Origin of the sequence: Sodalis sp. RH15 (assembly GCF_047324255.1) — a bacterium.
GTDB lineage: Bacteria > Pseudomonadota > Gammaproteobacteria > Enterobacterales > Enterobacteriaceae > Acerihabitans > Acerihabitans ligni.
Map to the genome: position 1 here is coordinate 1,276,664 of NZ_CP178738.1, position 24,961 is coordinate 1,301,624.

Below are 24,961 nucleotides of genomic sequence, written 5' to 3' on the forward strand. Positions count from 1 at the left end.
GACCGGCCGGGGTCGCTGCGGTCCTGCTCCGGCCACTGCGTTGTCTCAGGATGTCAATTGCGGGAACCCATCAATACAGGCTATCGATATTGTCTTTGGTCACCAGCAGCACTTTATGGAACTTAATGACTTTCTTGTCGGTATCGACGTCTGCTTTGCCGATATTTTTGACTTCGTATCCGGAACCGATGTTTTCACCTTTAAGCAGGCTGGATGCCACCGCCGTCAGCGCATATCCCGCGGTTGCCGGATCGTAGGTAATCCCCTCGGTGATATCGCCGCTTTTGATCAGCGACGCGGCCTGGGACGGGATCATCATGCCGTAGACATGGACCTTGTTTTTGGCGCGTTTTTCTTTAACCGCGCGCCCCGCCCCGATGGGCCCCTGGGATCCGAAGGCAACAATGGTGTTCAGATCCGGATGGGCTTTCATCAGATCAAGGGTAGTGCGGCGGGAATCATCAATACTCTCCGACACCGGCATACGGCTGGTTACTTCATGCATATCGGGATAGTGCTCTTTCTGGTATTTCACGAACAGGTCCGCCCAGAGATTGTGCTGGGGCACCGTCAGGCTGCCCACATAAAGCACATAGCCTCCCTTGCCGCCGTTGAACTTGGCCACTTGCTCAACATTGTCGGCGGCGAACTGCTGGTTATCGATGATCTCGATATCCCAATTGGCGCTGGGCTGGCCTGGCGATTCGTTGGTCAGCACCACGATGCCCGCATCGCGCGCTTTTTTGAATACCGGCTCCAGGACATCGGCGTCATTGGGCACGATGGTTATCGCGCTGACTTTTTTCGCGATCAGATCCTCGATGATCTTTACCTGCTGCGGCGCATCGGTGCTGGACGGGCCTATCTGAGTGGCATTCAGCGAGAAATCCTTACCGCCCTGGGTGACGCCTTCACCCATGCGGTTAAACCAGGGCATTCCGGCAATCTTGGAGATATTGACAACTTCCGGCTGTGCGGCAAGCGCGCCGGACGCGCTTATCAACAGGCCCAGACAGCCCGCGGTTAACCAATTCTGAAGGGCGTTTGTTTTCATTTTATTATCCTCATGCGTTAGGAGGGTAGGGATGGCCAGAGTAGATACAGATAAAAGGCAAGAATCTATATTTCTGAAAAATAAGAAAATTAATCATTATAGTTACAAGGGTTAATTAGGATTTACACAGATGAAACATTTGAAATATGAATTGTTACAGGCGAGTAATCTATATACATACTGGCTGAATATATGGATAAATAAGGCACTATTCGGGTTTAAGATTGAGCTCACAAAGCCATCAGTGGAAACTTTACAAAGGGAAATGAGGTGATACTTTTAAAACAGCCATGCCCAATATTACTGTCCCCGTTATGCGCCTTTGCGGCGACGTCCCGCCGCGTTGCCACGCCGCTTTGCAAGAGATGACCTGAACATGAAGGATTCGGATATTTCATTGACGGCAATACGCGCCTTGGTCGCTATCGGCCGTCATGGAAATTTTACCCGCGCGGCGGCTGAGCTGGGCATTACGCAAAGCGCGGTAAGCCGCCACGTGGCGAATTTGGAAGCGGTCTCTGACGGACCGCTTTTCGAGCGACGAGGCGCGACGGTTGTCTTTACGCCGCGCGGATCTCAATTTTACGAATCGGTCAAAGACGCCATTTCCACCATTGAACTGGCGACTCAGCAGCTGGCCTACCGCGGACATTCTCTTAACCGAATCCGGGTCCGGACTTCAATGCCGAGCTTCGCAACGGCTGTTATGGCGCCCTTATTGGGTGGCTACACGGAGCGAAACGACGTTCAAATCGATCTCTTTACCTCCCTGTCGTTTCCATTGCCGCAGGATGAGTATGATGTTCTGATCACCCGAGACCTCGTCCTGCCGAACACAGAGCGCTGGGAATTGGCTCGCGAAGGTTTGGTGTGCGTCGCGTCGCCGGGCCTGGCGGCAATCGTCGCCGAAGGCAGCGAATCGGAAGCCTGGCCCATGATAGCCGCCCGCTCGCGTCCGGATGCCATCGCCAAATGGGCGGCGGCCCATAAACGGCAAGCGGACCGTCTGAGCGTCCGGGCCACCTATGACCACTACTTCCTGGCGGTGGCCGCGGCGGCAGGCGGCGCCGGTTTGCTGGTTGTTCCCCATCTGCTGGTGCGCGATCGGTTGCGCGACGGCACGCTGGTGCTCATCGACGACGTGGTCGTTCAGTCCGGTGATGCTTACACGGCTTACGTCAATCCCCGCAGCCCCTATAAACAACATGCGCGTGCTTTTTGCCAGTGGCTGGACGAGATCCTGAATCAGCCCACAGGAGAGTGATGCTGGGCCGTTATTACCTTGAGCGGCAGCAATAGCGGCAAAATACACAGCAGTAATATCGCAATGACAATCAGCGTATGAGATATGCCTAACCGATCCCCCAGCAGCCCGTACACTAAAGGCATCACGGCGCCGCACCCCAATGATGCCGTATAAAAAACCGCAAATGCCCGGGTTTGCCGGCGGGGTTTGGCCAGTTCGCCCACGGTGCCGTAGAGCACGGACGATGTCCCGTTCAAGGCGATGCCCAAGGGCACCAGCAGCAGATAGATGGCCGGTAAGGGGATTTGCGTGAGCGCCAGAATGATTCCCGCCGTAACGATTTCGCTGACGGCCACCGTCTTCAATATGCCCAGGCGCGGAGCCAGGGCGCCGCATACCAGTTTACCCAGCGCGCCGCCGATAAAAATAACGGTCAGGGCAAAACCCACCTGAGTCGCCGAAGCCCCTTTGGACGCCAGCAGAAAGGGCAGGAAAGTGAGCGTGCCGGTACGGGTCGCATTATCCAGACTGCCGATGGTACATAATGAAGCGAATGCCCTTTTTCTCTGCGTTTCAGTAAACAGCGGAGCCCCCGCGTCAGCCGTTTGCGTCGCCGTGTCGTCTGATGCTGAAGGCCGCGGCGCCATGGTCTTGGGCAAGCGTTTTTCAGAAGATAACAACCCGCTCAGGCAACCGGCAATAAGCAAGCCCGAGACGGCAATCAGTTGAACCGAGTGGCCCCAGACGGTAATCAGCAGCAGGGCGGAAAGCGCGCTGGGAATGATGGCCTTCCCCACATCCCCGAAAAAATTGTAGGTACTCAGGGCCAGGCGCGCCTGCAAACGGGGAAAGCTCTGCGAGATGTAACTGGATGACAACGGATGCTGGACGCTAGCCCCGACGCCGCCTAGAACGATCAATCCCATTAGGACCGGCAGGGTAGTGGCGAACCCGTAGCAGAATATCGCCGCCGTAAGCAGCAAGGTCCCGCCGATAAGGACCTTTTTCTCTCCGGCAATTCTCCCCAGCTCGCCGGCCGGAATTTGCAGCGCCGACATGGCGCCGGAAAACAGCATCTTCAACAGCCCGACCTGCGCCAGCGACAACCCGAACTGCTGCTGCCATATGGCAAACAGCAGGTAGTGCATGTCTGTGGCGCCGTCATGGAACAGGTGCGCCAGACTGGTGGCGCCGAGTATTCGTCTGCTCTGCGATTTTGACGCGGCGCCGTCGATAAATACCTCACTACTCTGCCGAGACATTCAGCGGCCCCCCTTTTTTCAATTTATCCATTACCAACATGCCGAACCGACTGCCTGGCGTTGCGCCGGTGGGTCTGGTTGATTGAATTCTCTTTCTCAATGTGCGTTTCTCTTCATCTACATCGCGTCTGATGCTGGTTGTCATCAAAGTGTCATAATGGAACATGATATGTTTTGGCGCCAATAATTTTTACGTCTGGATAAAATTGAAAGTGATATTATGATAAAAACAGATGGGTCTATGATTAAAATAGATAGAGATATTGAAGCATCGATGACGGTGTATTTTTGAGCTGAAAATAGTTCAATGAAAGCGGTTTTAATAAATTATTTACTATTTTCATGACAGAGAAATATTAGATGGTGATTTTTGCGGATTAATATTAACGAATCTTTTTAAAGAAAATATCCATATTTCAATGACGACTTTAATTAACTTAAAATTATAAATGACTATTGTATAACGGCCCTCCATCACAGCGACCTTGCCCATCGGCTGGAACAATGCAACATCGCTACCGGAAACCAAGGGAATAGGTTCGGACTGGTATGCGGCAGGCGGCTCAGTGGGATTGATGGTTCCCTCGGTTATCAGCTAACGCTTAGCCGTAGGGTGATTGTTAATTTATTCGAAAATTTACTTTTTCTCTTTATTGCGAGTCCATATCGTTTATGCGACAGCTGCCGTACAGGCAACCCCGAAAAGAACGGCGTACCATCATGGTCATTTAGTGGGTTTATCGGACAGATAATGAGGCTACTAATTTACTTTAAGTTCAGTCAGCCACTGCCCGCGTCGGCGACGCTGAATATTTTCGGCTATTTAAAACGTTCACGCTAGAGCTGCTCGGATCGACTGATAAACTGTTATTTATGCGACAGCGTAAAACAGCGTAAAAGTTTCATCATTTTATTTTGACATAACTTTAAGCAGCGTGGCGCCGGAAATAATCAACGCAACGGCAATAATCCGGTAAGGGTTGAGACTTTCGCCAAATAATATCACGCCAATAATAAACGCGCCTATCGCGCCTATTCCCACCCACAGGGTGTAGGCGGTTCCCAGCGGCAATGTTTTCATGGCTATGGCCAGTAGGATAAAGCTTAATATCATGAAAATCAGCGTTATGGCGCTCGGTATCAGGTGGGTGAAACCCTCAGACGCTTTCATTGCGGTAGCCCAGACTACTTCAAACAGACCCGCTAATAACAGATATAACCAAGCCATGATATCACTCCGATAACAGGGCCGTCCCTAAATGAGTTAAAGTCTGTCTGGTCGTCCAGAGAGAATATGAGCCTAGCACAGTTTAAAGGAAATTCAAACCCGGCATTAATACACGAATGTTGCCTGAATTTACTTAAATAAATATGATGTATAAATTATTTAATTATGAGGCATAACATGATCAGGGCAATTTACGATACCGATCCGGGCGTGGATGATGCTGTCGCCCTGCATTTCGCCGCTGAAAGCCAGGATATCGAGCTTGTCGGGATGACAACGGTGTTCGGCAACAACACCCTTGAGGTAACCACCCGCAATGCCCTGTTTCTCAGGGAAGAACTGGATATCTCCTGTCCGGTGGCGCGGGGCTGCGGAGTCCCGCTTATCATCGAACCCAATGCCCCGTCGGTGGCGGCGCACGGCCGTGACGGGCTGGGGGATGCCTTTCATATCGCGCCCCGCGGCGGGTTGGATAAACGCCATGCCGCGCAATTTATTATCGATACCGTGCGGGCCAATCCCGGGGAAATATCGCTGATAGCCGTCGGCCCGCTGACCAATGTGGCGCTGGCCTGCCGTCTGGATCCGGCTATTGCCGGTTTGATAAAGCAGGTGGTCATCATGGGGGGAACCACTTTGCGCAACGGCCACTTCGGTAATAAATCGCCGGTTGCCGAGGCCAATATCCACCGTGACCCCCATGCGGCTCAAATCGTATTTAACAGCGGCCTGAAGCTGACGATGGTCGGCCTGGATGTGACCCATGAGGTGCTGCTCGATAATTCACGCTTGCGCCAATTGGAAAATCACCCTAACAAGCATCATCAAATCCTGTTTCGCCTCATTCAGGGCTATGTGGCCTATGCCAAAGCGCGCTATGGCCTGGACGGGATGCGCCCCCACGATTTGCAGGCATTTATCTGCGCCATCCATCCGGAGTTTTATCGCACCGTCGCCGGCAATGTGCAGGTGGTACTGGAAGGCCCCGCCGCGGGCCAGACGCTGCATTATTTCGGCGAGCATTTAAAGGGCCGCGAACATCTCTCTTCAACCGAGGTGTGTGTTGCCGTGGAGGCGCAACGGGTGGCGGAGTGTTATTTCAACGCGCTGCTTAGGTAATTTTCCGGCCCGTTACCGGGCAGTTTGAGACAAGGAGGCAACCAAGGCGCGGACCCGTTCATAATCCGCCGGCGTTGCCGGGTTGTAGACAACCATGCTGAGATCGGGCCGGCCATCGACGGCAAAGGACGAATATTCCATGGCGATAAGTCCGGCCAGAGGGTGCTTCAGGCTTTTTAAGCCCTCGCCATGCGCGCGCACGTCATTGTCCCGCCACATTGCCTCGAATTCCGGACTTTGGCGGCAGAGCTCGTCCACCAATGCCTCAATATTCTTCGCGGCGCCCGCCCGCACGGCGTCCGCCCGGAACGCTGCCACCACGAACCGGGCGACGCTTTCCCAGTCAAGCTGTGCCGCGCGGGTCTCGGGATTGAGGAATATCCGACGCAGGATATTGAGCTGTCCGGGGACGAGGGATCCGTAATCGAACACCGCCGAGGCGGCATGGTTCCACGCCACCACGTCCCAGGTGCAGGTCTTTACAAAGGCCGGGCTGAACGGCAGCGCATCGAGCACGCCCTGCAGCCGCGGCGATATGCCTTCGCCCGCCTGGTAATGGACTTCGGGGGGGCGGCCCAGGGCAAGCAGGAAAAGATGCTCGCGTTCAACGCCGGTCAGCATCAGTGCGCCGGCTATCCGGTCCAGCACCTCGGCCGATGGCGCGCCTCCCCGGCCCTGTTCGAGCCAGGTGTACCACGTCGGGCTGACATTGGCGCGCTGGGCCACTTCCTCGCGCCGCAGCCCCGGTGTCCGCCGGCGTGTCAATGAAAAGCCAAAAGCCGCCGGATCGAGTTTGCCGCGGCGATCCTTGAGGTAGGTTCCAAGCTGATTGGTAGAGGTGGCCGGCATGCTCATCCTGTTTATCCTTATACCCGTATAAAGTGACTGCTTTACCCCTATAAGATAAAGGCGAGAGCAATCTGTGTCTATACATGGCGGTGACTTCATAAATTGACTTCACCAAAGCTAATCGCTATATTAATGTCAATCACTGAACTCATGGATGAGTTAATGCGACAGAAAATTACCGGCCTACGTAAGAAGCAACGGACGGTGTTAAATCAAATTTTTAAAACGCCGGTACCCTCTGGCGTCAAATGGTCTGATATTGAGTCACTCGTTTGCGCATTAGGGGGTGAAATCAAGGAAGGCAGCGGGTCTCGGGTAAGGCTTTTACTTAATGGCGGTATTGCCCGGTTTCATCGTCCCCATCCGTCGCCTGACGCTGACAAGGGGGCGTTAGCCGACTTGAGGGAATGGCTGGAGAGCATAGGAGTCGAACCATGACAAAAGTATTGAAAACCCCTAATACCATGGTTGTTGCCGGACAGCCGGCCATTATCAGCTATGTTCCGGAAATTGGCATGTTCCGCGGTAAGTTTATCGGCCTATCGGGCTATTGTGACTTTGTTGCCGATAGCATCGACGGTTTGAAAAGCGAAGGGGAGGTGTCGTTGCGTGAATACCTGGAAGATTGCCGGGAAAATCGCATCGACCCTTACGAACGGGAAGAGAAAGTGAAAACCTTTACCCTCCGCTACCCTGAATCGTTCGGGGAGCAGTTGGCCGTTGCTGCCGCTGAACATCATGTCTCGGTGAATTCATTTATTGTTGAAACGTTAAATGAACGCCTTAAACACGCCTGAACCCTCGCCTTGGGAAGACGCTGCTTGCGAAAAACAGGCAGGCGGTGCAAGCAATGTGACGTAGCTGAACGTTGAGTTTAGGGGATTTTTTGTGATATGTATCACACAATGGCATGTTATGCTGGTGGGGTTTGTGCGTGGCATAACAGAAACAGAGGTGTGAGCATGATTACCGGATTGCGCATTGCAACCGTGCTGCAAATGATATTAAACATCGGACTGGTCTGTCTGGGGATTATTCTTATCATTTTTTTGGGCAAGGAAACTTACCATCTGGGCGAGGTGCTGCTGCATACGGACGCGGAGTCGTCAACCTACCTGCTTATTGAAGGTATTGTTAATTATTTTTTATATTTCGAATTTATCGCGCTGATTGTGAAATACTTCCAGTCCGGCTATCACTTCCCGCTGCGCTATTTTGTGTATATCAGTATTACCGCAATTATTCGCCTGATTATCGTCGACCATAAAAATTCTCTGGATACGCTCTATTATTCGGCGGCAATCTTGATTCTGGTGTTCACCCTGTGGCTGGCAAACAGCAATCGCCTGAAGCGAGAATAGAGTGCCCATGGGGCGGCGCGGTCATTTTTTGACGTCCGCGCTATTGATTTTCGCTTTTTTCTGGTAATGATATTCATGTCAATGAGTTGGATTGATATAAAAATTTTCGACCTTTATTGCGGAGCTATTAATGTTAAACAGTATCGGCATTTTCTGTGGTTCCAGCGCGGGCCTTAACCCCGTGTATCTTCAGGCGGCCAGAAATATCGGTGCTTTTTTTGCAAAAAATCATTTAAAAATTGTGTATGGCGGCGGGAAAGTAGGCCTTATGGGCGCCATCGCCGATGCGGCCATCCAACATGACGGCCAGGTGATAGGCGTTATGCCGCAGTCGCTGGTTGAAAAAGAGATTGCCCATACCGGTTTGACAAAACTCTATGTCGTGAAAGATATGCATGAACGAAAATATATGATGGCGAATCTTTCCGATGCCTTCCTGACCCTTCCCGGCGGCGCCGGCACGCTGGAAGAAATATTCGAACAATGGACGTGGGCGCAGCTGGGATTACATCAAAAGCCCTGTGCCTTTCTGAACGTCAATGATTATTTTTCTCATTTGCTGTCCATGATACGGCGCATGGCCGATGAGGGTTTCCTGAAAACTGAATATCTGGATATGCTGATCGTGGAACACCAACCGGATGTCATTTTGGAAAAATTCAGAAATTATCAGCCGCCGAAACATAAGTGGCAATAAATCATATATTCATCAGCGCCGGGCGTTGCTCAACGTACCGGCGCATCAATCCCGTCAGCGGTGACATGAGTGTTCTCGCACATCAGTTAGACACCACCGTATTGAATGGCCGCCATTATAGCAACCCTGGGAGGCCAGGATATATCGCCTGTTGCGCCCTTAGCCCGGCAAGATCGCTTTTTTGTCCGCCCGTGCTGAAATGGCGGGCCGTAAGTAAACAGTAAGTCGTTGGGTTTTAAAGTCGTGCCGTCCTTTTTCAAACTCAAGAGCACGATTGTGACAAAATTTCTTAGCCATAGGTCCTGGTTGCCGTTATTGGCGGCGTCGGTTTTGCTGTACACGGGTGCGATTTGGGCGGAAGGTGTCAACGAGTCCGCCGGTGAGGATTTCGGCTTTACGCTGCTAAGCGATGCCCCGGATACCACCCAGTGGGGCCTGGGAGCTGGGCTGGGTTACCACCAATCGCCCTACAGCGGTTATGGTTCCGACTTTACGCCGCTTCCTTTGGTCTATTTTGAGGACAAATGGGTGCGTGTCCTGGGGACCACCGTGGACGCAAAGGTCGGTAAATGGGGCGGCCTGCAGCTTACCCTGCGCGGCAGGTATGCCCTTGGAGACGGCTACAAGGGATCGGACGCGCCGATACTCAACGACATGCAAAAACGCAAAGGCGCCTTCTGGTTCGGCCCGGCGGCGGCGTGGGATATGGGATTCGGCACGCTTTCCGCTGACTTCCTGACCGCGGGCAGCAAAGGGCAAAAGGCCGATATCGAATTCGGCAAGTCCTTCGCCTTTGGGGATTTTACCATCAAACCCTATTTGGGCGCCCAGTGGCTCAGCGATAAGAATGTCGATTATTATTATGGCGTGATGCCGTCGGAAGCTCGTCCCGGACGTAACCAGTACAATGGCAAATCCACCTACAATACGTCGGTGGGTACAAGCTTTGGCTATAGCTTAACGCCGAACCAGAGCATAAGCCTTGACGTCGGGGTCACCCGCCTGGGCGGCGGCATTACCGATAGCCCGCTGGTGGGCAAAACCTATATTCCCGAGGCGAAGTTCGGTTATCTTTATACATTCAGGTGAGTAACGGCCTATGTCACGAGTGGCGCTGATCGAGGATCAGCAGCGCCTGGCGCAGATGATCCGCCAGGCGTTATTGAGCGCGGGAGTGGAAACGGATATTTTCGCCAATCTTTCCGAAGCTGCCTATGGGATGAAGCAGGCGGAGTATGCGGTACTGTTGGTGGATCGTGGATTACCGGACGGGGACGGGCTTAACTTTTTACGCAACCTGCGCGCCGGCGGCCAGATGACGCCGTGCTTGATGTTAACCGCCAGAGATGCATTGCACGATCGGATCGAGGGCCTGGAGAGCGGGGCGGACGATTATGTAAGCAAGCCCTTTGAAATGAGCGAACTGGTGGCACGGGTGCGTACGCTGATGCGACGGCCGGTTAAAATGACCGCGCTGGTGCAGCGTTTTGCCGATATCTCCGTGGACCCGCAGGAGCACGCGCTGCGCTGCGGCGCCCGAGTAACGATATTGGCGCCGGCGGAGCTGCAGATCATGTTGTCGCTGCTCGGCGCCGCAGGGCAGACCGTGCGCCATGCGGTATTGGAGCATGCGGCATGGGGGCTGGCGGATGCGGTTACGCCCAATGCATTGGAGGTTACGGTCCATCGGCTGCGTAAAAAGCTGGCCGGCGTCGGCGCTACGGTACGCATCGCAAATATCCGCGGCGTGGGTTTTTCCCTGCAGTCCGCCGCATAAGGCCTTCATACCGCAACATGCCCGCCGCCGGGCGACAGCACAGGAAGGAAAGTCAGTATGTTCAGGTATTGGATCAGCAGCCTGTCCGCCCGGCTATGGCTCATCAGCGTAGCCGCGCTGGCGCTGAGCCTGCCGATTATTACCGCTATTGTTCTGTACGTTTTCAATCAGTTCCCGGAATTCATGTGGCAGCGGGATAAGGATATGAAGACGGCGCAGGAGGTGGCGGCCGGGCTTCGGTTTGACGATAGCGGCCGGCCGGCATCAATAGTATTCGACCAGCAAACGGCATGGCTGGTCAAGACCGCCGCCAGCGAAATCCTCTATCGCGTATGCGATGAGGCCGGTAATATTCTGCTGCAATCTCCCCAGGGCCGGCTCTTCGGCACGCTGGACAGCAAGAATCTGGCCAACGAGGCGACCCTGCGCGAAAAGGTGATGATAGACGGACGGCGGTTCGATCTGGTGACGTTAGGCATCGATCAACAGGGGACGCGATTCTATGTCCAGGTCGCCACCAGCGAGATTTTCAATAAAGCCATCATGAATCTGAAACTCAAGCCGATCCCGGAAATTTTCGGCTGGTCGCTATTCATTACTATGATTTTATTCAGTCTGACCTTTCCCTTCACGGTGCGCCGGGTCATGCGTCCGGTAAGAGTCGCCTCGGGCGCCGCCGCGTCCATTACCCCGGCCAATTTGAAAACCCGGTTGTCCTATAACGACATTCCAAGCGAGATAAAGCCGCTGCTCCTGGCGTTTAACGATGCCTTGGCGCGGCTGGAAAACGGCTTCAAAGTGCAGCAGGAATTCCTGGCCTCGGCCGCCCATGAGCTGCAAACGCCCCTGACCCTGATTCGCGGCCAGATTGAGCTGCAACCGGAAATCAAAGACAAGGAACTGCTGTTTTTTGAAATCGATTTGATGGCAAGGCACGTACGGCAACTTTTGCATCTGGCGGAAGTGAGCGAGTCGCAGAATTATCATTTTGCCGGCGTGGACACGGTGGATGTCGCTCAGGATGTGGTGGAGTATCTGGCCCGCAAGGCCGATAAGAACCAGGTGAAACTGCAGGTGGACGCGCCGGACGCCCTGCCGTTGTTAACCGCTGACCGTAGCGCTTTGTTTATCTTGTTGAAAAATATCATTGAAAACGCCATCAACGTTACGCCGCCCTATGGCGCCGTCAGCGTTGCCATCAGTGACAGTTCGATTCAGGTACAAGACAGCGGACCGGGCATTAAGGCCGAATATCTGCCTTTCCTGTTCGATCGGTTTTGGCGGGCTCCCGACGCCGTCCATGAAGGAGCCGGGCTGGGCCTGTCTATTTGCAAGGAGATCGCGGTGGCCCATCGCTGGCGGCTGTCGGTGACGCCTTCCGCGCCGGGAACCCGGTTTATTGTCAGATTTTAAGCCGGCCCGGCAGCTTAAAGCAGAGGTAGGGCAGCCAGCGCGCAGCATGCTCATGATTTATCTCCCTGTAGCGACAGGGTGAAATGCAGTCCTTTGGACAGCAGGCCCCGGCGGAAGTAAAAGCGCTGCGCCAGAGCATTTGCCAGGCCGGTATCCAGCACCAGATAGGCGCACTCCCGGCGCATCGCTTCCCGGCGTAACGCCGCCATCAGGTCGCGGCCCTGTCCTTGGCTGCGGACACGAGCGGTTGCCACCAGGTCGTCGACGTAAAGAAAGCGCCCGTACAGCAGGTTTTCCTGCAGGCGGTAGCCCGCCAAGGCAGTGATTTGTTCGTCTTGCCACGCCGCCAGCAGCCGATAGCCTTGGCCGGCCTGCCGCCCTACCTGCTCGGCGAATGCCTGTGCGCCGGCAAGATGCGGCCTGAGTTCCCGCATAACGTCAAAGCAGGCAAGGCAATCCTGCTCGCTGTCGATATGGCTTATCCTGATGGGGGTCATAGCCGGTTTCCTTGTCGTCTTGATTGTTGAGTCTTAACAGTAGACAAAGAATGCCCCAGCCAACAGGTGCAAGAATTAACAATGAAAATAGGCCATGATCATGATTCCAATCTCTGCCCACGCTGCGCAGGCATGCGGCGCGGGGGCAGCAGGCGAGACTAAACCGAAATTGGCTATTTTTTGTATGAAATGAACGTTAAATCATGATATTCAAGCCAATAACCCGCTACTTTTTATCCCGCTTTGGGTTAGACTGCCAATGGCGGAATTTCCCCCGCCCATTTTGAATATTCAGGATAAATAATGAACAAGATTCTTGCTGCTGGCGCTGTCGCCAGCCTGATGTTTGCCGCCGCATCAGCCAGTGCCGCCAGCGTCACCGGTGAAGTGGGTGAACATTATACTAACCTGGGTTTTGGTTTCGGTACCACCACGCCCGGCCTGGCATTGACCGGTAACTGGGCGCACAACGACGACAACGGCGATGTGGCCGGTTTAGGCCTGGGGTACAATATTCCTTTCGGCCCGTTTATGGCCACCGCCGGCGGCAAAGGCCTGTATATGGGGCCGAAAGACGGCGATGAAGGGTACGCCGTCGCGGTGGGCGGCGGGCTGCAGCTGCCGGTGGCCGGCCTGTTCAGTCTGTACGGCGATTATTATTATTCCCCAGAGTCGCTTTCCAGCAGTATCGGCAATTACACCGAAGCCGGCGCCGGGGTGCGTTTGACGGCGATTCCGGTGGTGACGGTCAGCGTCGGCTATCGTTATATGGCGATAGACGGTAAAGACGGCGACCGCGACAACATTGTGGCTGACGGCCCTTATATCGGCGGAGCGTTCAACTTCTGACGGCTGCGCCGGCGGCCACATCCGCAGGGTTCCCTTTGACCGGCTCGTTGCACGATAGGTGATCGCGGGCCCTGCCGTTCCATAGAGGGCACGCGTCAGGCGTCTTACTCCACAATCATCCATTCATCGGCGTTTTCGAACATCTCTTCCACCAGGCGATTCAATACCGCCTTTTCCTGTTTATTGGCGTCGGTGTTGATGCCGTTGGCCTGCATGGCTTTTACCTTTACTTCGGCGGCAGGGAAAACGCGATGGACGCGTTTCGCCAGCTCCGCCTCGATTAACGCGCCGGCGTTTGGTAAACCGCTGACGTTGCGCTTGTCATAAATCAATTCTACCCGCATAAAACCTCCCTTTTAGTGGCACTGGTTTTTTATACAGATTATTCCGGGCGGGATCAATGGAAATGGCGGATTTCCCGCCATTTATTTAGGCCGTAATCCGCTGGGTTCAGGTTTAGGCAAGCCTAGGCAAACGGGAGCCGCCCAAGGTCAGGCCAGGGCGATATCGCTTTCTAACCGGCAACTGCAGGCCAACACGTAGCCTTCGGCGATCTCCGCCGGGCTCAGGGTCATGGTACTGGTGGTGGTATAGCGGCCGGTGAGGATCCGGGTTTTGCAGCAGCCGCAAACGCCGGCGCGGCAGGCGGCGTTAACCGGGATTTTATTGGCCTCCAGCGCCGCCAGCAGGGTAACACCCACCGGCGCGCTGAATTCCCGCTGCAGCCGCGCCAGGGTGATCTTAAGCTGCCGCGTGCCGGTCACCGCCGGGGCATGGAATCGCTCCTGCATAAAAGCGGTGGCCCCCAGCGCCATGGCATCTTTTTCCACCTGATCCATATAAGGCGCCGGACCGCAGGCCATGACTCGGCGGATGGCGATATCCGGCACCAGCGCCGCCAGGTGTTCCCGCGTCAGACGGCCGGCCAGCACGGGGGGAAGGGCCTGCTGTTCGGCAAACAGCGTCAATTTCAGCCAGGGCTGCAGCGTCGGCCAGGTTTTGGCGAAAATCACCTCACGGGGTGAACGCACGCTGTAAATAACCTGAACATCCGCCCGCGGACGATTGGCCGCCAGCCAGCGGCACATGGACATGATTGGCGTCACGCCGCAGCCGGCGGCAAGAAACAGATACCGTTCGTCCTCTTGCCGGGCGCAGGTGAAGTCCCCTTGGGCATCCGACAGCCAGAGGTTGTCGCCGGTTTTTACCCGCTGTGTCAGCCAGCCCGATCCGCTGCCGTTTTCCAGACGGCGCACCGTCAATGTGACAAAACGGCTTTGCCCCGGCGTTGAAGAAAGGGTATAAGCCCGCAGGGTCTCGCTGTTGTTGATGCTGACCAGGGCGAACTGCCCCGGTTGGTAAGCATAAACATCGTGGCTGATCAGGGATAGAGTCCAGACATCGGGGGTCTCCTGCTCTATGTGATGGACCTGCATGGCGTGCGTGCATAACGCGTGAGGTGCAAACATCATGGCTCCTTAGGCGCAGGCGGCGAAAATGGCATCGAGATCCCGGGTCGCTTCGGTGATGGGACGCAGGCCGAATTGCTGATTAAGCACCGCCAGCAGATTGTCGGTGAGAAAGGCGGGCGCGGTGGGGCCGACAAAGATATTTTTTACCCCCAGGGACAGCAGCGTAAGCAAGATCACGATGGCCTTCTGTTCAAACCAAGACAGCACCAGGCTGAGCGGCAGATCATTGACGCCGCAGCCCAATTTTTCCGCCAGTTTTACCGCCAGGGTAATAGCCGAGTAGGCATCGTTGCATTGCCCTACGTCCAGCAGGCGGGGAAGCCCTTCCAGGGTGCCGAAATCCAGCTTGTTGAAACGGTATTTGCCGCACGCCAGGGTCATGACCAGACAGTCCTGCGGTACGCCGAGGGCAAAATCGGTGTAGTAGCTGCGTTCTTCCCGGCTGCCGTCGCAACCGCCCACCAGGAAGATATGCCGCAGCTTTTGCTGCGCCACCAGGTCGATGACCGTATCGGCGGCGTCCAGCAGCGTTTGGCGGCCGAATCCGATGGTTATCATATGCTCGATTTCACTGTAAGGAAAACCCGGCATGCTCTGGGCCTGTTTGATAACCGGCGAGAAATCCTCCCCTTCCAGGTGCTTTACCCCCGGCCAGCCGACGATGCTGCGGGTCCAGATCCTTTCGTCATATTGCCCGACGAAGGGATCGATAATGCAGTTGGAGGTCATCACCACTGGTCCGGGGAAACGGGCGAATTCAGTCTGCTGGTTCTGCCAGCCGCTGCCGTAATTACCCGCCAGATGGGCAAATTTTTTCAGCTCCGGATAGCCGTGGGCGGGCAGCATCTCGCCGTGGGTATAAACATTGATCCCGGTGCCCTCGGTCTGCTCCAGCAGCATCCGCAAGTCCCGCAGGTCATGGCCGGAAATCAGTATGGCCTTGCCCGCCACCGCTTTCACGTTCACGCGGGTGGGCTTCGGATTGCCATAGGTTTCGGTCTCGCCGCGGTCTAGCATGGCCAGTATGGAAAAATTCATTTTGCCGATATTCATCGACTGCGCCAGCAGGTCGTCCATTTGCGCAGGCCGGGTGCCGAGCCAGGACATAATCTCATGGTATTGACGGTAGACTTCATCGTCATACTGCCCCAGTACATGGGCATGTTCCAGATAGGCGGCGGCGCCTTTCAGGCCGTACAGGCAAAGCATTCGCAATCCGTGTATGTCAGCGCCCACTTCGTCTTTATCGGTATTGAGGGCGAAACGTTGCGCTTCCGCCTGCAGCCCGGCCAGCGACAGGGCGGGCAGCGTGATATGGGCCATGGGATGCGAAATGTCCGCTCCCGGTGCCAGGGCCCGGCAGCGCGCAATCAATCTCTCGCGCAGGGCTATGGTTTCATGGGCATATTCGACGATGCGCGCCGAATCGAAGTTCACATTGGTCAGGGTGGCGAAAAAAGCCCGGGGTGCAAAGCTGTCTACCCGATGATCGACGATGCCCAATTCACGAGCCCGTATCGCCCAGGCCGATAAGCCATGGAGCACCGCAATCAGCAGGTCCTGTAAATCGGAGGTTTCGGCGGTTTTACCGCACATTCCCTGCGCGTAGGCGCAGCCGTTAGCCAGAGGCGTACGGATGGTTTGTTCACATTGCACACAAAACATAATGAGATCTCCTTAAAGATGCATTTTAAATGCATCTTTAAGATAGAACGCCGCCGCTGAATGTAATAGTGCAATTTCCGCTAGTTAATCATTACTTGATATAGCGCAATTTTCGCGGGTAATCCGGATTGTCGCTTCATAGTCCATTGAAATCGTTGCCGGCAGAAACTACCGCACGAAATGATCAGTAACAGTTCTAACGCAAAATTGAGCGGTAAAAACGAAGCGGTTTCTATAGACTTCTTTCATTCTTTACCCTTTGTCCCCAGGCTAGCGCTTCTTATGATTTCCTCCCTTTGCGATGGCATCATCGCCTTCGACTTGATGTGAGACCGACTCCATGTCTTTTATACAAATCGTTATCCTCGCTATCGTGCAGGGTCTGGCCGAATTGCTGCCGGTATCCAGTTCCGCCCATGTGATCATGGCCGAGAAGCTGCTGGGTCTGGATCCCACCGCGCCTGAAATGACGTTATTACTGGTGATGCTGCATACCGGCACCATGTTTGCGGTAATTCTTTATTTCTGGAAAACCTGGCGCAGCACCTATTTCAGCTCCGGCAAGGCCTTCCGCCACAATGCCTTTTATATTGTTTTGGCCACCGCGGTGACCGGCGTGGTGGGATTGACCCTGCAAAGCCTGATTAAACATCTTTATGCCCACAATGCCGCGGATTTTGAAATTGAGCATCTGTTTGGCAACAGCAGGCTTATTGCGGCGGGGCTGGCCGCCGCCGGCGTTTTGATTATCGCCTCGTCACGTTTTGGCGAACGCGAGGGCGGTGAAATATCCAGCGTCAGGGCGGTGGTCATCGGTTTGGTTCAGGGGCTCTGTTTGCCTTTTCGCGGATTTTCCCGATCGGGGGCCACCATCTCAACCGGACTTGCCATGGGGGTGACGCGCCGACGCGCCGAAGAGTTCAGCTTTGCCCTGGCGGTGGTGCTTACGCCGGTGGTGATCGCTAAAGAAGCGCTGCGTGCCTTACATGGCGGCGCGGCGAATCACCCGTTGCCGTCAGGCGCAATCATGCCGATGCTGTGGCCCAGCCTGCTGGGGATGGTGTTCAGTTTTATTGCCGGCCTGGTTGCCCTGCGCTGGCTGTCGCGCTGGCTGGAACACGACCGCTGGCATCTGTTCGGCGGCTACTGCATTCTCGCCGCGCTGCTGGTATTTTGGCTCGGCTGACGTCGGGGATTATTGATCGGAGAAGATCAGCAGATCGTTAAAATGGTGGCGCTGCACCAGTAAATCCGCCAGGGTGTATTTATCCAGCACGGCGAAAAACGCCCGGGTAGCCTCGCTCAGCACCCCGGGCAGGCCGCAGACGGGGGCAATCACGCACCGGGTGCAGTCCACCAGCTTCTGGTTTTTCTCGGTGTGGCGGATAAGCGTGCCGAGATTGATATCCCGCGCCGGCCGCCCCAGGCGGATGCCGCCGCTGCGGCCGCGGATCGCCTCGACATAGCCCAGATGGGCCAAATCCTGCACTACCTTCATTAGGTTATTGCGCGAGATGTCATATAAGGCGGAAATTTCAGCGATGGACGACAGGCCGTCATCCCGCGAACCGAGGTAAATAATTACCCGTAATGCGTAGTCGGTATATCGCGTGAGCTTCATAAGCCCTCCTGACAGCCAAAGAGAGGCGGATAGTATAATTGCAAGCAGCAGATTCGCCTATGGCTAAACGTGTGCCAGCCGGCGGACACTTGTCTCCCTTCTGCTGCCCTTTGATTATGCAGCGCTATCTATTAAACCGCGACATCAGGCTGATAATGTTTTTCAGCCGATCCCCCTGCAGCAAACGGTGCTTGGTGGGGTTCAGGTCCGGGGTCAGGGTTTCGAAAACGCCGCCGGGATAGACCACATTAATTAAATCCGGCGAGACCACGGCATAATTATAATAACTGCCGACAATCATATCCTGCGACTGCGGGGCCGAGGGATCCAGCATATTCTGGCCCACGCTGTAATCGTTGACGGGCGTTTTTACCCCGGCCACCGTCGCCATCAGGGTCGGTACCACATCGAAATGCGTGGTGCGCCGGTCGATATCGCCGCTTTGCCCATCCGGCAGACGCATAAACATCGGAACATGAATCTGCACATCGCTGTAGTTGCTGCCGTGCCCCCAGTAATTCTTTTTGTGATCGTTAAATTCCTCGCCGTGATCGGACGTGATGATCACCAGGGTATTTTTATCCAGCCCGGCCTGCTGCAGTTTGGTTAATACCTGGCCAATCAGCCCATCATCGTAATAAAGCGCATTACGGTAGAGGTTATGATAAGGCGTGGGATCAAAATCATTATTCAGCTTGATATGGTCTACCCGATCCCAGTAAGGCTGGAACGGCGTTACCGGGTTAGGAGGCAGGTCATAACCGTGGGCGGCATCGTAAAACAGGAAACCAAAGAACGGCCGCGAGCCGTCGCGCTTGTCGATAAATTGCTTGAAATCATCGGTTATCTCTTGATCCCGCAGGGCGGGAGTGCGGGCGCCGTTGCTGATCTTCAAATTGGGAATCTGGGCAAACACCGTTCGATCAAACGGCGGATGATTGATATTGGCGGAGCCGTGTATGGAGAATTCATATCCCTGGTCCGCCAGGGTTTGCATTAACACCGGACGCTGGCCGCTGTTGCGTACCGACAGCCAATAGGTATCGGGCAGGCTATAGAACAAGCTGAATATACCCGGTTCGGTGGAATTGCCGCCGCTGCGGTGCTGATGAAAGCGCAAAGCCTGCTGGGCAAAGCGGCTGACGTTAGGGGTCACCTGCGGATTGGCGTCATCGTAGCGCCAGGCATCGATAAGGATAAACAGGATGTTGGGCTGCTGGGCCGGTTTCTGGAATTGGATAGCCTGCAAGGGATAATGCAGTACCCCCTCGCTCGCAACATGCAGATTGTTTTCCTTGTTCAGGGCCACCGAAGGATCCACTAGACCCCATTTTACCAGGCGGCTCTTGGCGGTTAAGGGGTAGTACAGCGGAAATTGCCGGGTATAGCCGGGGATCTGGGTTTTATAATTGGCATCGTCCCAGACATGCAGCCCCTGGCTGACCAGAATACTGACCGCCATTAACACATAGGCCGGCTTGCGCAGCCGCTGCAGGCGTGGCATCCTCGTTGCCATGGCGCTGAACAGGCATTGCACCGCCAGCAATACCAGACCGATGCAACCGCCTATCAGCCAGGTATACCAGGAGAGATCGATGATATCCCGTCCCTGGAACAGCATTTCCAGCACCACGCCGTTCAGGTGAAAACGGTATTGAGCGTACACCAGGGTATCCACGACCAGCAGCGCACTGAGGAAAAACGCCATGAGGATACCGACGGAGCGGAACAGCCTGGGGGGCAAAAAACACACCAGGCATTGAATAATCATCGCCAGCACGCAGAAGGCGCCGAACAGCCCGTACTGCGTGGTGAGCAAATACACCAGCGAGCGGATATCCCCTGGGGGAATGGAGATCCACTGCCAAAAGCGAAAAGCGACTGCCGTCAGTAAAAAGGCGTTCAACAACCAGAACATGCCGGCCCATTTAAGATTGAGCTTAGAGGAATGGAAGGCATTTAGTCTGAACATATTTTCAACAATCCTGCTTTTCAGTGGCAACGAGATAATTTGGGCGGTGAGATTTAACACCCAAATGGCTTTTATTCATTATCTCTTTGGTAAAAAACTGTTACCTATCTTGCCGGAGAGATGAGAAATGGCTTAATGAATAATGCATGTTAAGTAAAGTATAGATGCCGCGATCGGCGCGGCGGTATGCGGAAAATGTCTTTTGTAATGCCGGCTTCATGGGGGCGGGCGCATTTGCCTGTCTGGACAAGCCATAGATATTAGTGCAAAAGCGGTAAAAGCATTAGAAAAAACGCACAATACGTGCGTTGTTTATATCGGAGGCCGTCGGGAATTAATTAAAAATTGTAACCGGTCAGCCATGCAGCCCGGCGAAAAAGAGGCTTTTCCCGCCGGGATTGGCTTAATGCATCGCCGTATGCGAGGAATTATCGATGCTGATCTTTTTCCACCGGACGGCCGGACCAGTAACCGGCCAGCACGGAACCGGACAGATTATGCCAAACCGAGAACAGCGCGCCGGGCAGGGCGGCCAGCGGCGTGAAATATATCTTGCCCAGTGTTGCCGCCAATCCCGAGTTCTGCATGCCCACTTCAAGCGCCATGGTGCGGCAGGTGGTTTCGTCGAAGCCGAACAGTTTGCCGCCCCAGTAGCCGCCGAGCAGGCCGATACCGTTATGCAGGATCACCGCCGCAATGACCACCAGGCCCACCGAGCCGATAAATCCCTGGCTGCCGGCCACCACCGCGCTGATGATGGCGAGGATGCAGACCATGGAAAGCGCCGGCAGCCCCGGTTCAATGCGCTTGACGGCCTTGGTGAATAAATGATGGATAACCAGGCCGGCAAAAATCGGAATGACCACGATTTGCAGGATGCTCAGCAGCATGCCCGCCACATCCACCTTGATATGGGTATCTACATAGAGCCGGGTCAGCAACGGCGTGGCGAATACCCCCACCAGGGTGGATACCGCCGAGATGGTGACGGACAAAGCCACATCGCCTTTGGCCAGGTAAATCATCACATTGGACGCTGTCCCGCTCGACACGCTGCCCACCAGTATCATGCCGGCCGACAGATCCGCGGGCATATGAAACAGTTTGGCCAATAACCAGGCGGCCAGCGGCATCACCAGATAATGCAGGAAAGTGGCCGCCACCACCGGCGCCGGACGCGTGAGAACCCGTTTGAAATCGCCGGCTCTTAGGGTTACGCCCATGGCGAACATAATAAGCATCAGCAAATACCCCACATAGGGACCCATGGGGGTAAACGTTCCCGGGGAGTAATAGGCGATAACCGACAGCAAAACGGCCCACAGCGGGAACAGGCGGGTAATCTTGGCTAACATAGGGGGTCCTTGTCGTCTTTTTAATAATGGATGGGGTATAACCGCCGAAATTTCGGGTTTCGGCTCTTGCCACAGCGGAAGTATTTTTACCTTCAATTGCCGCCGGTAGCAATCACTCTGCTGCAAAAACGCTAATATTCCTTCGGTGAATATTCATCCACTGGAGGTGTCGCTTCGGTGGGATAATGTCAAGCACCGCCTTGGGGGAAGCGCAACAGATTGTTTTTTTTGCATTGTGTGCAAACGGCGACCGCAAAACGGCCACCGTGAATGAGGGTTATTATCAAATATTGTTTGCCGATGGGTTAAACCTGGACATTGCTTTTCATTTTTGCGGTGATGTCATCAACCAAATAGAGCCATTCCTCTTCCTCTATATCGTTTTGAAGCGTGTTATCTGAATTTCCACTGAAATACTGGTCTTTGACATTGTAAATATCGATGGGATGAAATATTTCCGCTTCGTCATCCCACATGATGTTACCCTCGTGGAGATCACCGTGTAATATGCCGACATGATTAAGTTTTTCCAGCATGTCCACGTACCGCTCAATGGCGTCAGGGGGTAAAGTGTCTGGGGGAAGCTGCGGAACCGTTCTACCTGGAATACGGTACATTCGCAGATAAAAATCTTCCTCTTCATTATGATATAATGTTGCCGAGTCCTCGCCGTAATAACGGCGGAATGAGTTGGATTCGTTATTGGTCAACGTTTTTATGTCAATCTGAAGATATTTATTGTCACGGACATATTTTTTTATGACATAGTTATTATCACTGGCATCAGTAAAAACCTTACCATAGCAGCCCTCCCCTAATATGTCTCCCAGCTTCAGTTCAATAGGATGTTCGGGTTGGCCCACTGCAAACACTGAAACCGTTTTCTGCGCTTCTGATTGAGCGTTTTCAGGGCTATGGGACTTCTTGAATCTCTTGGCCCACCGAGGTACTTTACCCGTTTGCTCAATTTCAAGAGCAAAATTATAATCATCAAAAAAACCATCTTTAGGGAACTGATATTCAAGCAGCAATTCCCTGGCGCTGCCTTCAGTAAACCCATCCTGCTCTTTCAAAACGTCCAAGGCAAGTGTTCGTTTTCTTCCGCTCAAGCCTTCGGTAAGGATATTGTTCAACCTCTCGCGAGCTGTCTCGACAGAGAATTTTTCATTGTTATATCGGAGATATATGCGATTACCCTTCATAGGTGCTTTAATACTGTATCTATTGCCATTTAATTTTTTTATCGGCAGGTATTTATTGTGGACCTTCAAATAGGATTTCTCTCGGGCGTCCCATCTTAATCCTCTATGGCCCGGTGCTGATAGCTGGCTGGCATCCATGTCGACGAGCATATCCCGCGTAACGGCTTTTTTCAGTGAATTGGATGCATGAATGGACGTCGGGCGTTCAAAGAGCCAGCGAGCGCCGTCAAACTCAACCGGGTAGGTCTCTTTTTGATTATTAGAAATATCGAATATTTCATAATGCAGACGATTTTTCGATGTGATACGCTCTCTCACCGGCACCACCATGCCATTCATCTCAATGGCTTTATAGAATATATCGTTTGAATAAGCATCGGTGTCTTCCACCCGGTATATTATTCCGGCGCCATACCTCTTTTGATTGCCGTTCTGTTCCGCGATGTACTTAACGGGTTTGCCGATTGGAATATTAAAATCATTAATAATTTTCTTCTGTCTGGTATTGAATACAGAATGCCCGTTGTGTTCTTCTAAATGCCATTCACGTGACAACGGTTCCCTATAGACAGGAAGATATTCCTTGGTACCGGATGTCTTATGAACAACGGCTTCATATTGTCGGTGACGATTCATACGTAATTCATGTTTCTCTCCTTGCAAGTGAATAAACGACTTGCCTTTACTGAATTGTACATTGAGCTCGGCGGCATCAACGCTATCGGCATATCGCCAGGTTGATTTCTCTTCATCAAAGATGACTCTCCTTTCCGGTAAGTCCGGCTTGGCGGGATGAGAATGATAAGTCATAAACTCATTTTGATCCGTCGGTTTCAGGTAAATGTTGTCTTTGCCATCGTGGGTCGCGCTCGCTGTTTTTTTGTTATCTACTATTTTTATCAGCAGTTCCTCTTGGACCCCGGTAGCAGGGTTGCGCAGCGAGTAGGCTGCCCGCTCGGACAGGGGAACCGAATGCATTATTTCTCGCGGTTTTAGGATTGGCGCTTTTCCCCGATGTCTGAACGCAAATCCCTCGACATTAATACCAGTAGCGAGTTCAGCTATGATCAGATGGCGCTGTCTTTCTGCGCATATCTCGTCTCCTTGCGATAGGTAGTATTCTCTTCTAAGATAATTGGCAATAAGATTTCCAATGAGGGGTTTTAAGCCCAGAGTCAAAATGTCAGAGAAAAAATTCAGCCCGCTTGTTACTTGCAGTGTTAAAGGGGATGGGCTTTCATCGGTATTGTCATATATCATTCGAAGAGGATTTTCTAACCGTCCAGCCCAGAACATAAAGGCTTTTCCTTCATTTTCGCCTTTAGTATTAAGCACGTCTGCTTCATAAGCGCAATGTTCTCGAATATGTTCGCCGATATACCGGTTTCTATCCGCCTCAGAGATCCTTTTCGCTCTTGATGACTCATTCTCGAATTTTATTACGGGCGTGAGAAAAAAAGGAATGCCGGAGGTGTTTTCTTTTACATAGGTTTCAAGTTTTTCTGCGCCTGAGTCCGTTAATTGTCCGCTAACGACAAGGAAATTGAGTAACGATTCAATAAATTTTTTCTTTGTCAATTCACTCTTTATGACATAGATATGATTATTCTGATCCCAGTAGGCCCCGTTTTGAGATAAATAACCAGTGCCCACAGGCGTTGCGTCGGCCGTGGGAAATCTGAGCGGGTCATATTGGGTTACCAGCGCATCAAGCTTTTGCATGCACTGATAAAAAAATTCAGAGGCGGTTTTTCCCATATGTTGATATAAATTGCTTTTTATATTTGTATTCTCGGAAATAATGTTGGGAATCCTATGATTTTGAATCGGAGCCGGTCTAGATTCAGCCTTAGGATAGTTTGTGTTCCTGGCGGCAGCCGCCATAATCTGTGCTTTACCGTTATGGCTGGGGGTGTTCTGCGCCGTGCCATTATACATGACGATACCCCCGCGGGGCTCCGCCGACGAATTCACGACCATTTTAATATGGGGTAAAATAGCGGAAAGGGTATAGAGAACAGCTATTCCACCCGGTTTGACCGGTACTTTCTCCTGTTGTGAACGGGCTATGCTAATAATCTGTTCCTGGATAATATTAGTATTATATTTTAGAAATTTATTTTCAAATGTACCTACATTCTTTCTGTGACCCACTGCGCTTATCGGCATGACGAGCTCTTCTCCGTTGAGTAAAAGTGTTATTGACACATCGCGGGAAAATACTACCAGATAACGCACCGCCGAATAATGAACGCCGGATTGACGAGCGGCGTTTGTGAAATGTTTTATGGGCATTCATTCGGTGGCCGCCATGGCGAATCC

23 protein-coding genes are annotated in these 24,961 nt (G+C 53.3%); 11 read left to right on the forward strand and 12 right to left on the reverse strand.

The window, feature by feature from the left end:
* Positions 1-70: 70 nt before the first annotated feature.
* Positions 71-1,054, reverse strand: a complete 984-nt coding sequence (locus tag ACL2XO_RS06065) for an autoinducer 2 ABC transporter substrate-binding protein (protein WP_413726644.1) — start codon at positions 1,052-1,054, stop codon at positions 71-73.
* Positions 1,055-1,430: 376 nt separating this feature from the next.
* Between ACL2XO_RS06065 and ACL2XO_RS06070 the strand changes: the two genes are divergently transcribed.
* Positions 1,431-2,318, forward strand: a complete 888-nt coding sequence (locus ACL2XO_RS06070) for a LysR family transcriptional regulator (RefSeq protein WP_413726645.1) — start codon at positions 1,431-1,433, stop codon at positions 2,316-2,318.
* On the opposite strand, the gene ACL2XO_RS06075 is transcribed toward ACL2XO_RS06070, so the two are convergent.
* Positions 2,300-3,562 carry an MFS transporter gene (locus ACL2XO_RS06075; RefSeq protein WP_413726646.1) on the reverse strand — a complete coding sequence of 421 codons (1,263 nt, stop codon included), beginning with the start codon at positions 3,560-3,562 and terminating at the stop codon, positions 2,300-2,302. The genes ACL2XO_RS06070 and ACL2XO_RS06075 overlap by 19 nt on opposite strands.
* Positions 3,563-4,472: 910 nt before the next feature.
* Entirely contained in the window at positions 4,473-4,790 is a 318-nt protein-coding gene (locus ACL2XO_RS06080) for a DMT family transporter (RefSeq protein WP_132923316.1), read from the reverse strand.
* A gap of 177 nt (positions 4,791-4,967) precedes the next feature.
* Between ACL2XO_RS06080 and ACL2XO_RS06085 the strand changes: the two genes are divergently transcribed.
* Positions 4,968-5,909, forward strand: coding sequence for a nucleoside hydrolase (locus tag ACL2XO_RS06085; RefSeq protein WP_413742392.1), 942 nt, complete (start codon positions 4,968-4,970; stop codon positions 5,907-5,909).
* A gap of 12 nt (positions 5,910-5,921) precedes the next feature.
* Here the strand turns inward: ACL2XO_RS06085 and ACL2XO_RS06090 are convergent, their stop codons facing one another.
* Positions 5,922-6,758, reverse strand: a complete 837-nt coding sequence (locus ACL2XO_RS06090; protein WP_207917846.1) for a helix-turn-helix transcriptional regulator — start codon at positions 6,756-6,758, stop codon at positions 5,922-5,924.
* Between the two features lie 162 nt (positions 6,759-6,920).
* Between ACL2XO_RS06090 and ACL2XO_RS06095 the strand changes: the two genes are divergently transcribed.
* The 7 genes from ACL2XO_RS06095 (at position 6,921) to ACL2XO_RS06125 (ending at position 12,006) form a co-directional block, all read left to right on the forward strand.
* The gene (locus tag ACL2XO_RS06095; RefSeq protein WP_132923314.1) at positions 6,921-7,196 is read left to right on the forward strand and encodes a type II toxin-antitoxin system HicA family toxin; all 276 of its coding nucleotides are present in this window, start codon (positions 6,921-6,923) and stop codon (positions 7,194-7,196) included.
* Positions 7,193-7,555 (forward strand): type II toxin-antitoxin system HicB family antitoxin, encoded by a 363-nt coding sequence (locus tag ACL2XO_RS06100; RefSeq protein ID WP_413742393.1) that lies wholly within the window; start codon positions 7,193-7,195, stop codon positions 7,553-7,555. Before ACL2XO_RS06095 ends, ACL2XO_RS06100 begins: the two co-directional genes overlap by 4 nt.
* Before the next feature lie 165 nt (positions 7,556-7,720).
* Positions 7,721-8,119, forward strand: a complete 399-nt coding sequence (psiE, locus tag ACL2XO_RS06105; protein ID WP_132923312.1) for a phosphate-starvation-inducible protein PsiE — start codon at positions 7,721-7,723, stop codon at positions 8,117-8,119.
* A 130-nt stretch (positions 8,120-8,249) separates the two neighbouring features.
* Positions 8,250-8,816, forward strand: coding sequence for a TIGR00730 family Rossman fold protein (locus ACL2XO_RS06110; RefSeq protein ID WP_203522726.1), 567 nt, complete (start codon positions 8,250-8,252; stop codon positions 8,814-8,816).
* A gap of 276 nt (positions 8,817-9,092) precedes the next feature.
* On the forward strand, positions 9,093-9,905 hold the full coding sequence (locus ACL2XO_RS06115; RefSeq protein WP_413742394.1) for a MipA/OmpV family protein: 813 nt from the start codon (positions 9,093-9,095) through the stop codon (positions 9,903-9,905).
* Between the two features lie 10 nt (positions 9,906-9,915).
* Positions 9,916-10,593, forward strand: coding sequence for a response regulator transcription factor (locus tag ACL2XO_RS06120; RefSeq protein WP_413726651.1), 678 nt, complete (start codon positions 9,916-9,918; stop codon positions 10,591-10,593).
* Between the two features lie 57 nt (positions 10,594-10,650).
* Positions 10,651-12,006 carry a sensor histidine kinase gene (locus tag ACL2XO_RS06125; protein ID WP_413742395.1) on the forward strand — a complete coding sequence of 452 codons (1,356 nt, stop codon included), beginning with the start codon at positions 10,651-10,653 and terminating at the stop codon, positions 12,004-12,006.
* Between the two features lie 50 nt (positions 12,007-12,056).
* Here the strand turns inward: ACL2XO_RS06125 and ACL2XO_RS06130 are convergent, their stop codons facing one another.
* Positions 12,057-12,503 (reverse strand): GNAT family N-acetyltransferase, encoded by a 447-nt coding sequence (locus ACL2XO_RS06130; protein ID WP_203522722.1) that lies wholly within the window; start codon positions 12,501-12,503, stop codon positions 12,057-12,059.
* Positions 12,504-12,806: 303 nt separating this feature from the next.
* Here ACL2XO_RS06130 and ACL2XO_RS06135 point away from each other — a divergent pair, with 303 nt between their 5' ends.
* Positions 12,807-13,352, forward strand: a complete 546-nt coding sequence (locus tag ACL2XO_RS06135) for a YfaZ family outer membrane protein (RefSeq protein WP_132923305.1) — start codon at positions 12,807-12,809, stop codon at positions 13,350-13,352.
* A gap of 104 nt (positions 13,353-13,456) precedes the next feature.
* On the opposite strand, the gene ACL2XO_RS06140 is transcribed toward ACL2XO_RS06135, so the two are convergent.
* The 3 genes from ACL2XO_RS06140 to hcp all read right to left on the reverse strand — a co-directional run bounded on the left by ACL2XO_RS06140 (position 13,457) and on the right by hcp (position 16,489).
* Positions 13,457-13,696: a DinI-like family protein gene (locus ACL2XO_RS06140; RefSeq protein ID WP_132923304.1), complete on the reverse strand. Its 240-nt coding sequence runs from the start codon at positions 13,694-13,696 to the stop codon at positions 13,457-13,459.
* Between the two features lie 147 nt (positions 13,697-13,843).
* Complete coding sequence (gene hcr, locus ACL2XO_RS06145) at positions 13,844-14,821, reverse strand: NADH oxidoreductase (protein ID WP_413743040.1); 978 nt, start codon at positions 14,819-14,821, stop codon at positions 13,844-13,846.
* Positions 14,822-14,830: 9 nt separating this feature from the next.
* Positions 14,831-16,489, reverse strand: a complete 1,659-nt coding sequence (hcp, locus tag ACL2XO_RS06150) for a hydroxylamine reductase (protein WP_203522720.1) — start codon at positions 16,487-16,489, stop codon at positions 14,831-14,833.
* A gap of 340 nt (positions 16,490-16,829) precedes the next feature.
* On the opposite strand from hcp, the gene ACL2XO_RS06155 reads away from it, so the two are divergent.
* Positions 16,830-17,675 carry an undecaprenyl-diphosphate phosphatase gene (locus ACL2XO_RS06155; protein WP_203522719.1) on the forward strand — a complete coding sequence of 282 codons (846 nt, stop codon included), beginning with the start codon at positions 16,830-16,832 and terminating at the stop codon, positions 17,673-17,675.
* Between the two features lie 9 nt (positions 17,676-17,684).
* Here the strand turns inward: ACL2XO_RS06155 and ACL2XO_RS06160 are convergent, their stop codons facing one another.
* The 4 genes from ACL2XO_RS06160 to ACL2XO_RS06175 form a co-directional block, all read right to left on the reverse strand.
* Entirely contained in the window at positions 17,685-18,110 is a 426-nt protein-coding gene (locus tag ACL2XO_RS06160) for an Rrf2 family transcriptional regulator (protein WP_203522718.1), read from the reverse strand.
* A 124-nt stretch (positions 18,111-18,234) separates the two neighbouring features.
* Positions 18,235-20,082 carry a DUF3413 domain-containing protein gene (locus tag ACL2XO_RS06165; protein WP_413742396.1) on the reverse strand — a complete coding sequence of 616 codons (1,848 nt, stop codon included), beginning with the start codon at positions 20,080-20,082 and terminating at the stop codon, positions 18,235-18,237.
* 428 nt (positions 20,083-20,510) lie between these two features.
* Positions 20,511-21,437: a ketopantoate/pantoate/pantothenate transporter PanS gene (gene panS, locus ACL2XO_RS06170; RefSeq protein ID WP_413726655.1), complete on the reverse strand. Its 927-nt coding sequence runs from the start codon at positions 21,435-21,437 to the stop codon at positions 20,511-20,513.
* 305 nt (positions 21,438-21,742) lie between these two features.
* Positions 21,743-24,934, reverse strand: coding sequence for a hypothetical protein (locus ACL2XO_RS06175; RefSeq protein WP_413742397.1), 3,192 nt, complete (start codon positions 24,932-24,934; stop codon positions 21,743-21,745).
* Between the last annotated feature and the right edge of the window lie 27 nt (positions 24,935-24,961).

What these genes read in the sequence shown, in the direction of transcription:
- ACL2XO_RS06065 (WP_413726644.1), bottom strand. Translation starts at nt 1,054, where the DNA reads ATGAAAACAAACGCCCTTCAGAATTGGTTAACCGCGGGCTGTCTGGGC.
- ACL2XO_RS06070 (WP_413726645.1), top strand. Translation starts at nt 1,431, where the DNA reads ATGAAGGATTCGGATATTTCATTGACGGCAATACGCGCCTTGGTCGCT.
- ACL2XO_RS06075 (WP_413726646.1), bottom strand. Translation starts at nt 3,562, where the DNA reads ATGTCTCGGCAGAGTAGTGAGGTATTTATCGACGGCGCCGCGTCAAAA.
- ACL2XO_RS06080 (WP_132923316.1), bottom strand. Translation starts at nt 4,790, where the DNA reads ATGGCTTGGTTATATCTGTTATTAGCGGGTCTGTTTGAAGTAGTCTGG.
- ACL2XO_RS06085 (WP_413742392.1), top strand. Translation starts at nt 4,968, where the DNA reads ATGATCAGGGCAATTTACGATACCGATCCGGGCGTGGATGATGCTGTC.
- ACL2XO_RS06090 (WP_207917846.1), bottom strand. Translation starts at nt 6,758, where the DNA reads ATGCCGGCCACCTCTACCAATCAGCTTGGAACCTACCTCAAGGATCGC.
- ACL2XO_RS06095 (WP_132923314.1), top strand. Translation starts at nt 6,921, where the DNA reads ATGCGACAGAAAATTACCGGCCTACGTAAGAAGCAACGGACGGTGTTA.
- ACL2XO_RS06100 (WP_413742393.1), top strand. Translation starts at nt 7,193, where the DNA reads ATGACAAAAGTATTGAAAACCCCTAATACCATGGTTGTTGCCGGACAG.
- psiE (WP_132923312.1), top strand. Translation starts at nt 7,721, where the DNA reads ATGATTACCGGATTGCGCATTGCAACCGTGCTGCAAATGATATTAAAC.
- ACL2XO_RS06110 (WP_203522726.1), top strand. Translation starts at nt 8,250, where the DNA reads ATGTTAAACAGTATCGGCATTTTCTGTGGTTCCAGCGCGGGCCTTAAC.
- ACL2XO_RS06120 (WP_413726651.1), top strand. Translation starts at nt 9,916, where the DNA reads ATGTCACGAGTGGCGCTGATCGAGGATCAGCAGCGCCTGGCGCAGATG.
- ACL2XO_RS06125 (WP_413742395.1), top strand. Translation starts at nt 10,651, where the DNA reads ATGTTCAGGTATTGGATCAGCAGCCTGTCCGCCCGGCTATGGCTCATC.
- ACL2XO_RS06130 (WP_203522722.1), bottom strand. Translation starts at nt 12,503, where the DNA reads ATGACCCCCATCAGGATAAGCCATATCGACAGCGAGCAGGATTGCCTT.
- ACL2XO_RS06135 (WP_132923305.1), top strand. Translation starts at nt 12,807, where the DNA reads ATGAACAAGATTCTTGCTGCTGGCGCTGTCGCCAGCCTGATGTTTGCC.
- ACL2XO_RS06140 (WP_132923304.1), bottom strand. Translation starts at nt 13,696, where the DNA reads ATGCGGGTAGAATTGATTTATGACAAGCGCAACGTCAGCGGTTTACCA.
- hcr (WP_413743040.1), bottom strand. Translation starts at nt 14,821, where the DNA reads ATGTTTGCACCTCACGCGTTATGCACGCACGCCATGCAGGTCCATCAC.
- hcp (WP_203522720.1), bottom strand. Translation starts at nt 16,489, where the DNA reads ATGTTTTGTGTGCAATGTGAACAAACCATCCGTACGCCTCTGGCTAAC.
- ACL2XO_RS06155 (WP_203522719.1), top strand. Translation starts at nt 16,830, where the DNA reads ATGTCTTTTATACAAATCGTTATCCTCGCTATCGTGCAGGGTCTGGCC.
- ACL2XO_RS06160 (WP_203522718.1), bottom strand. Translation starts at nt 18,110, where the DNA reads ATGAAGCTCACGCGATATACCGACTACGCATTACGGGTAATTATTTAC.
- ACL2XO_RS06165 (WP_413742396.1), bottom strand. Translation starts at nt 20,082, where the DNA reads ATGTTCAGACTAAATGCCTTCCATTCCTCTAAGCTCAATCTTAAATGG.
- panS (WP_413726655.1), bottom strand. Translation starts at nt 21,437, where the DNA reads ATGTTAGCCAAGATTACCCGCCTGTTCCCGCTGTGGGCCGTTTTGCTG.
- ACL2XO_RS06175 (WP_413742397.1), bottom strand. Translation starts at nt 24,934, where the DNA reads ATGCCCATAAAACATTTCACAAACGCCGCTCGTCAATCCGGCGTTCAT.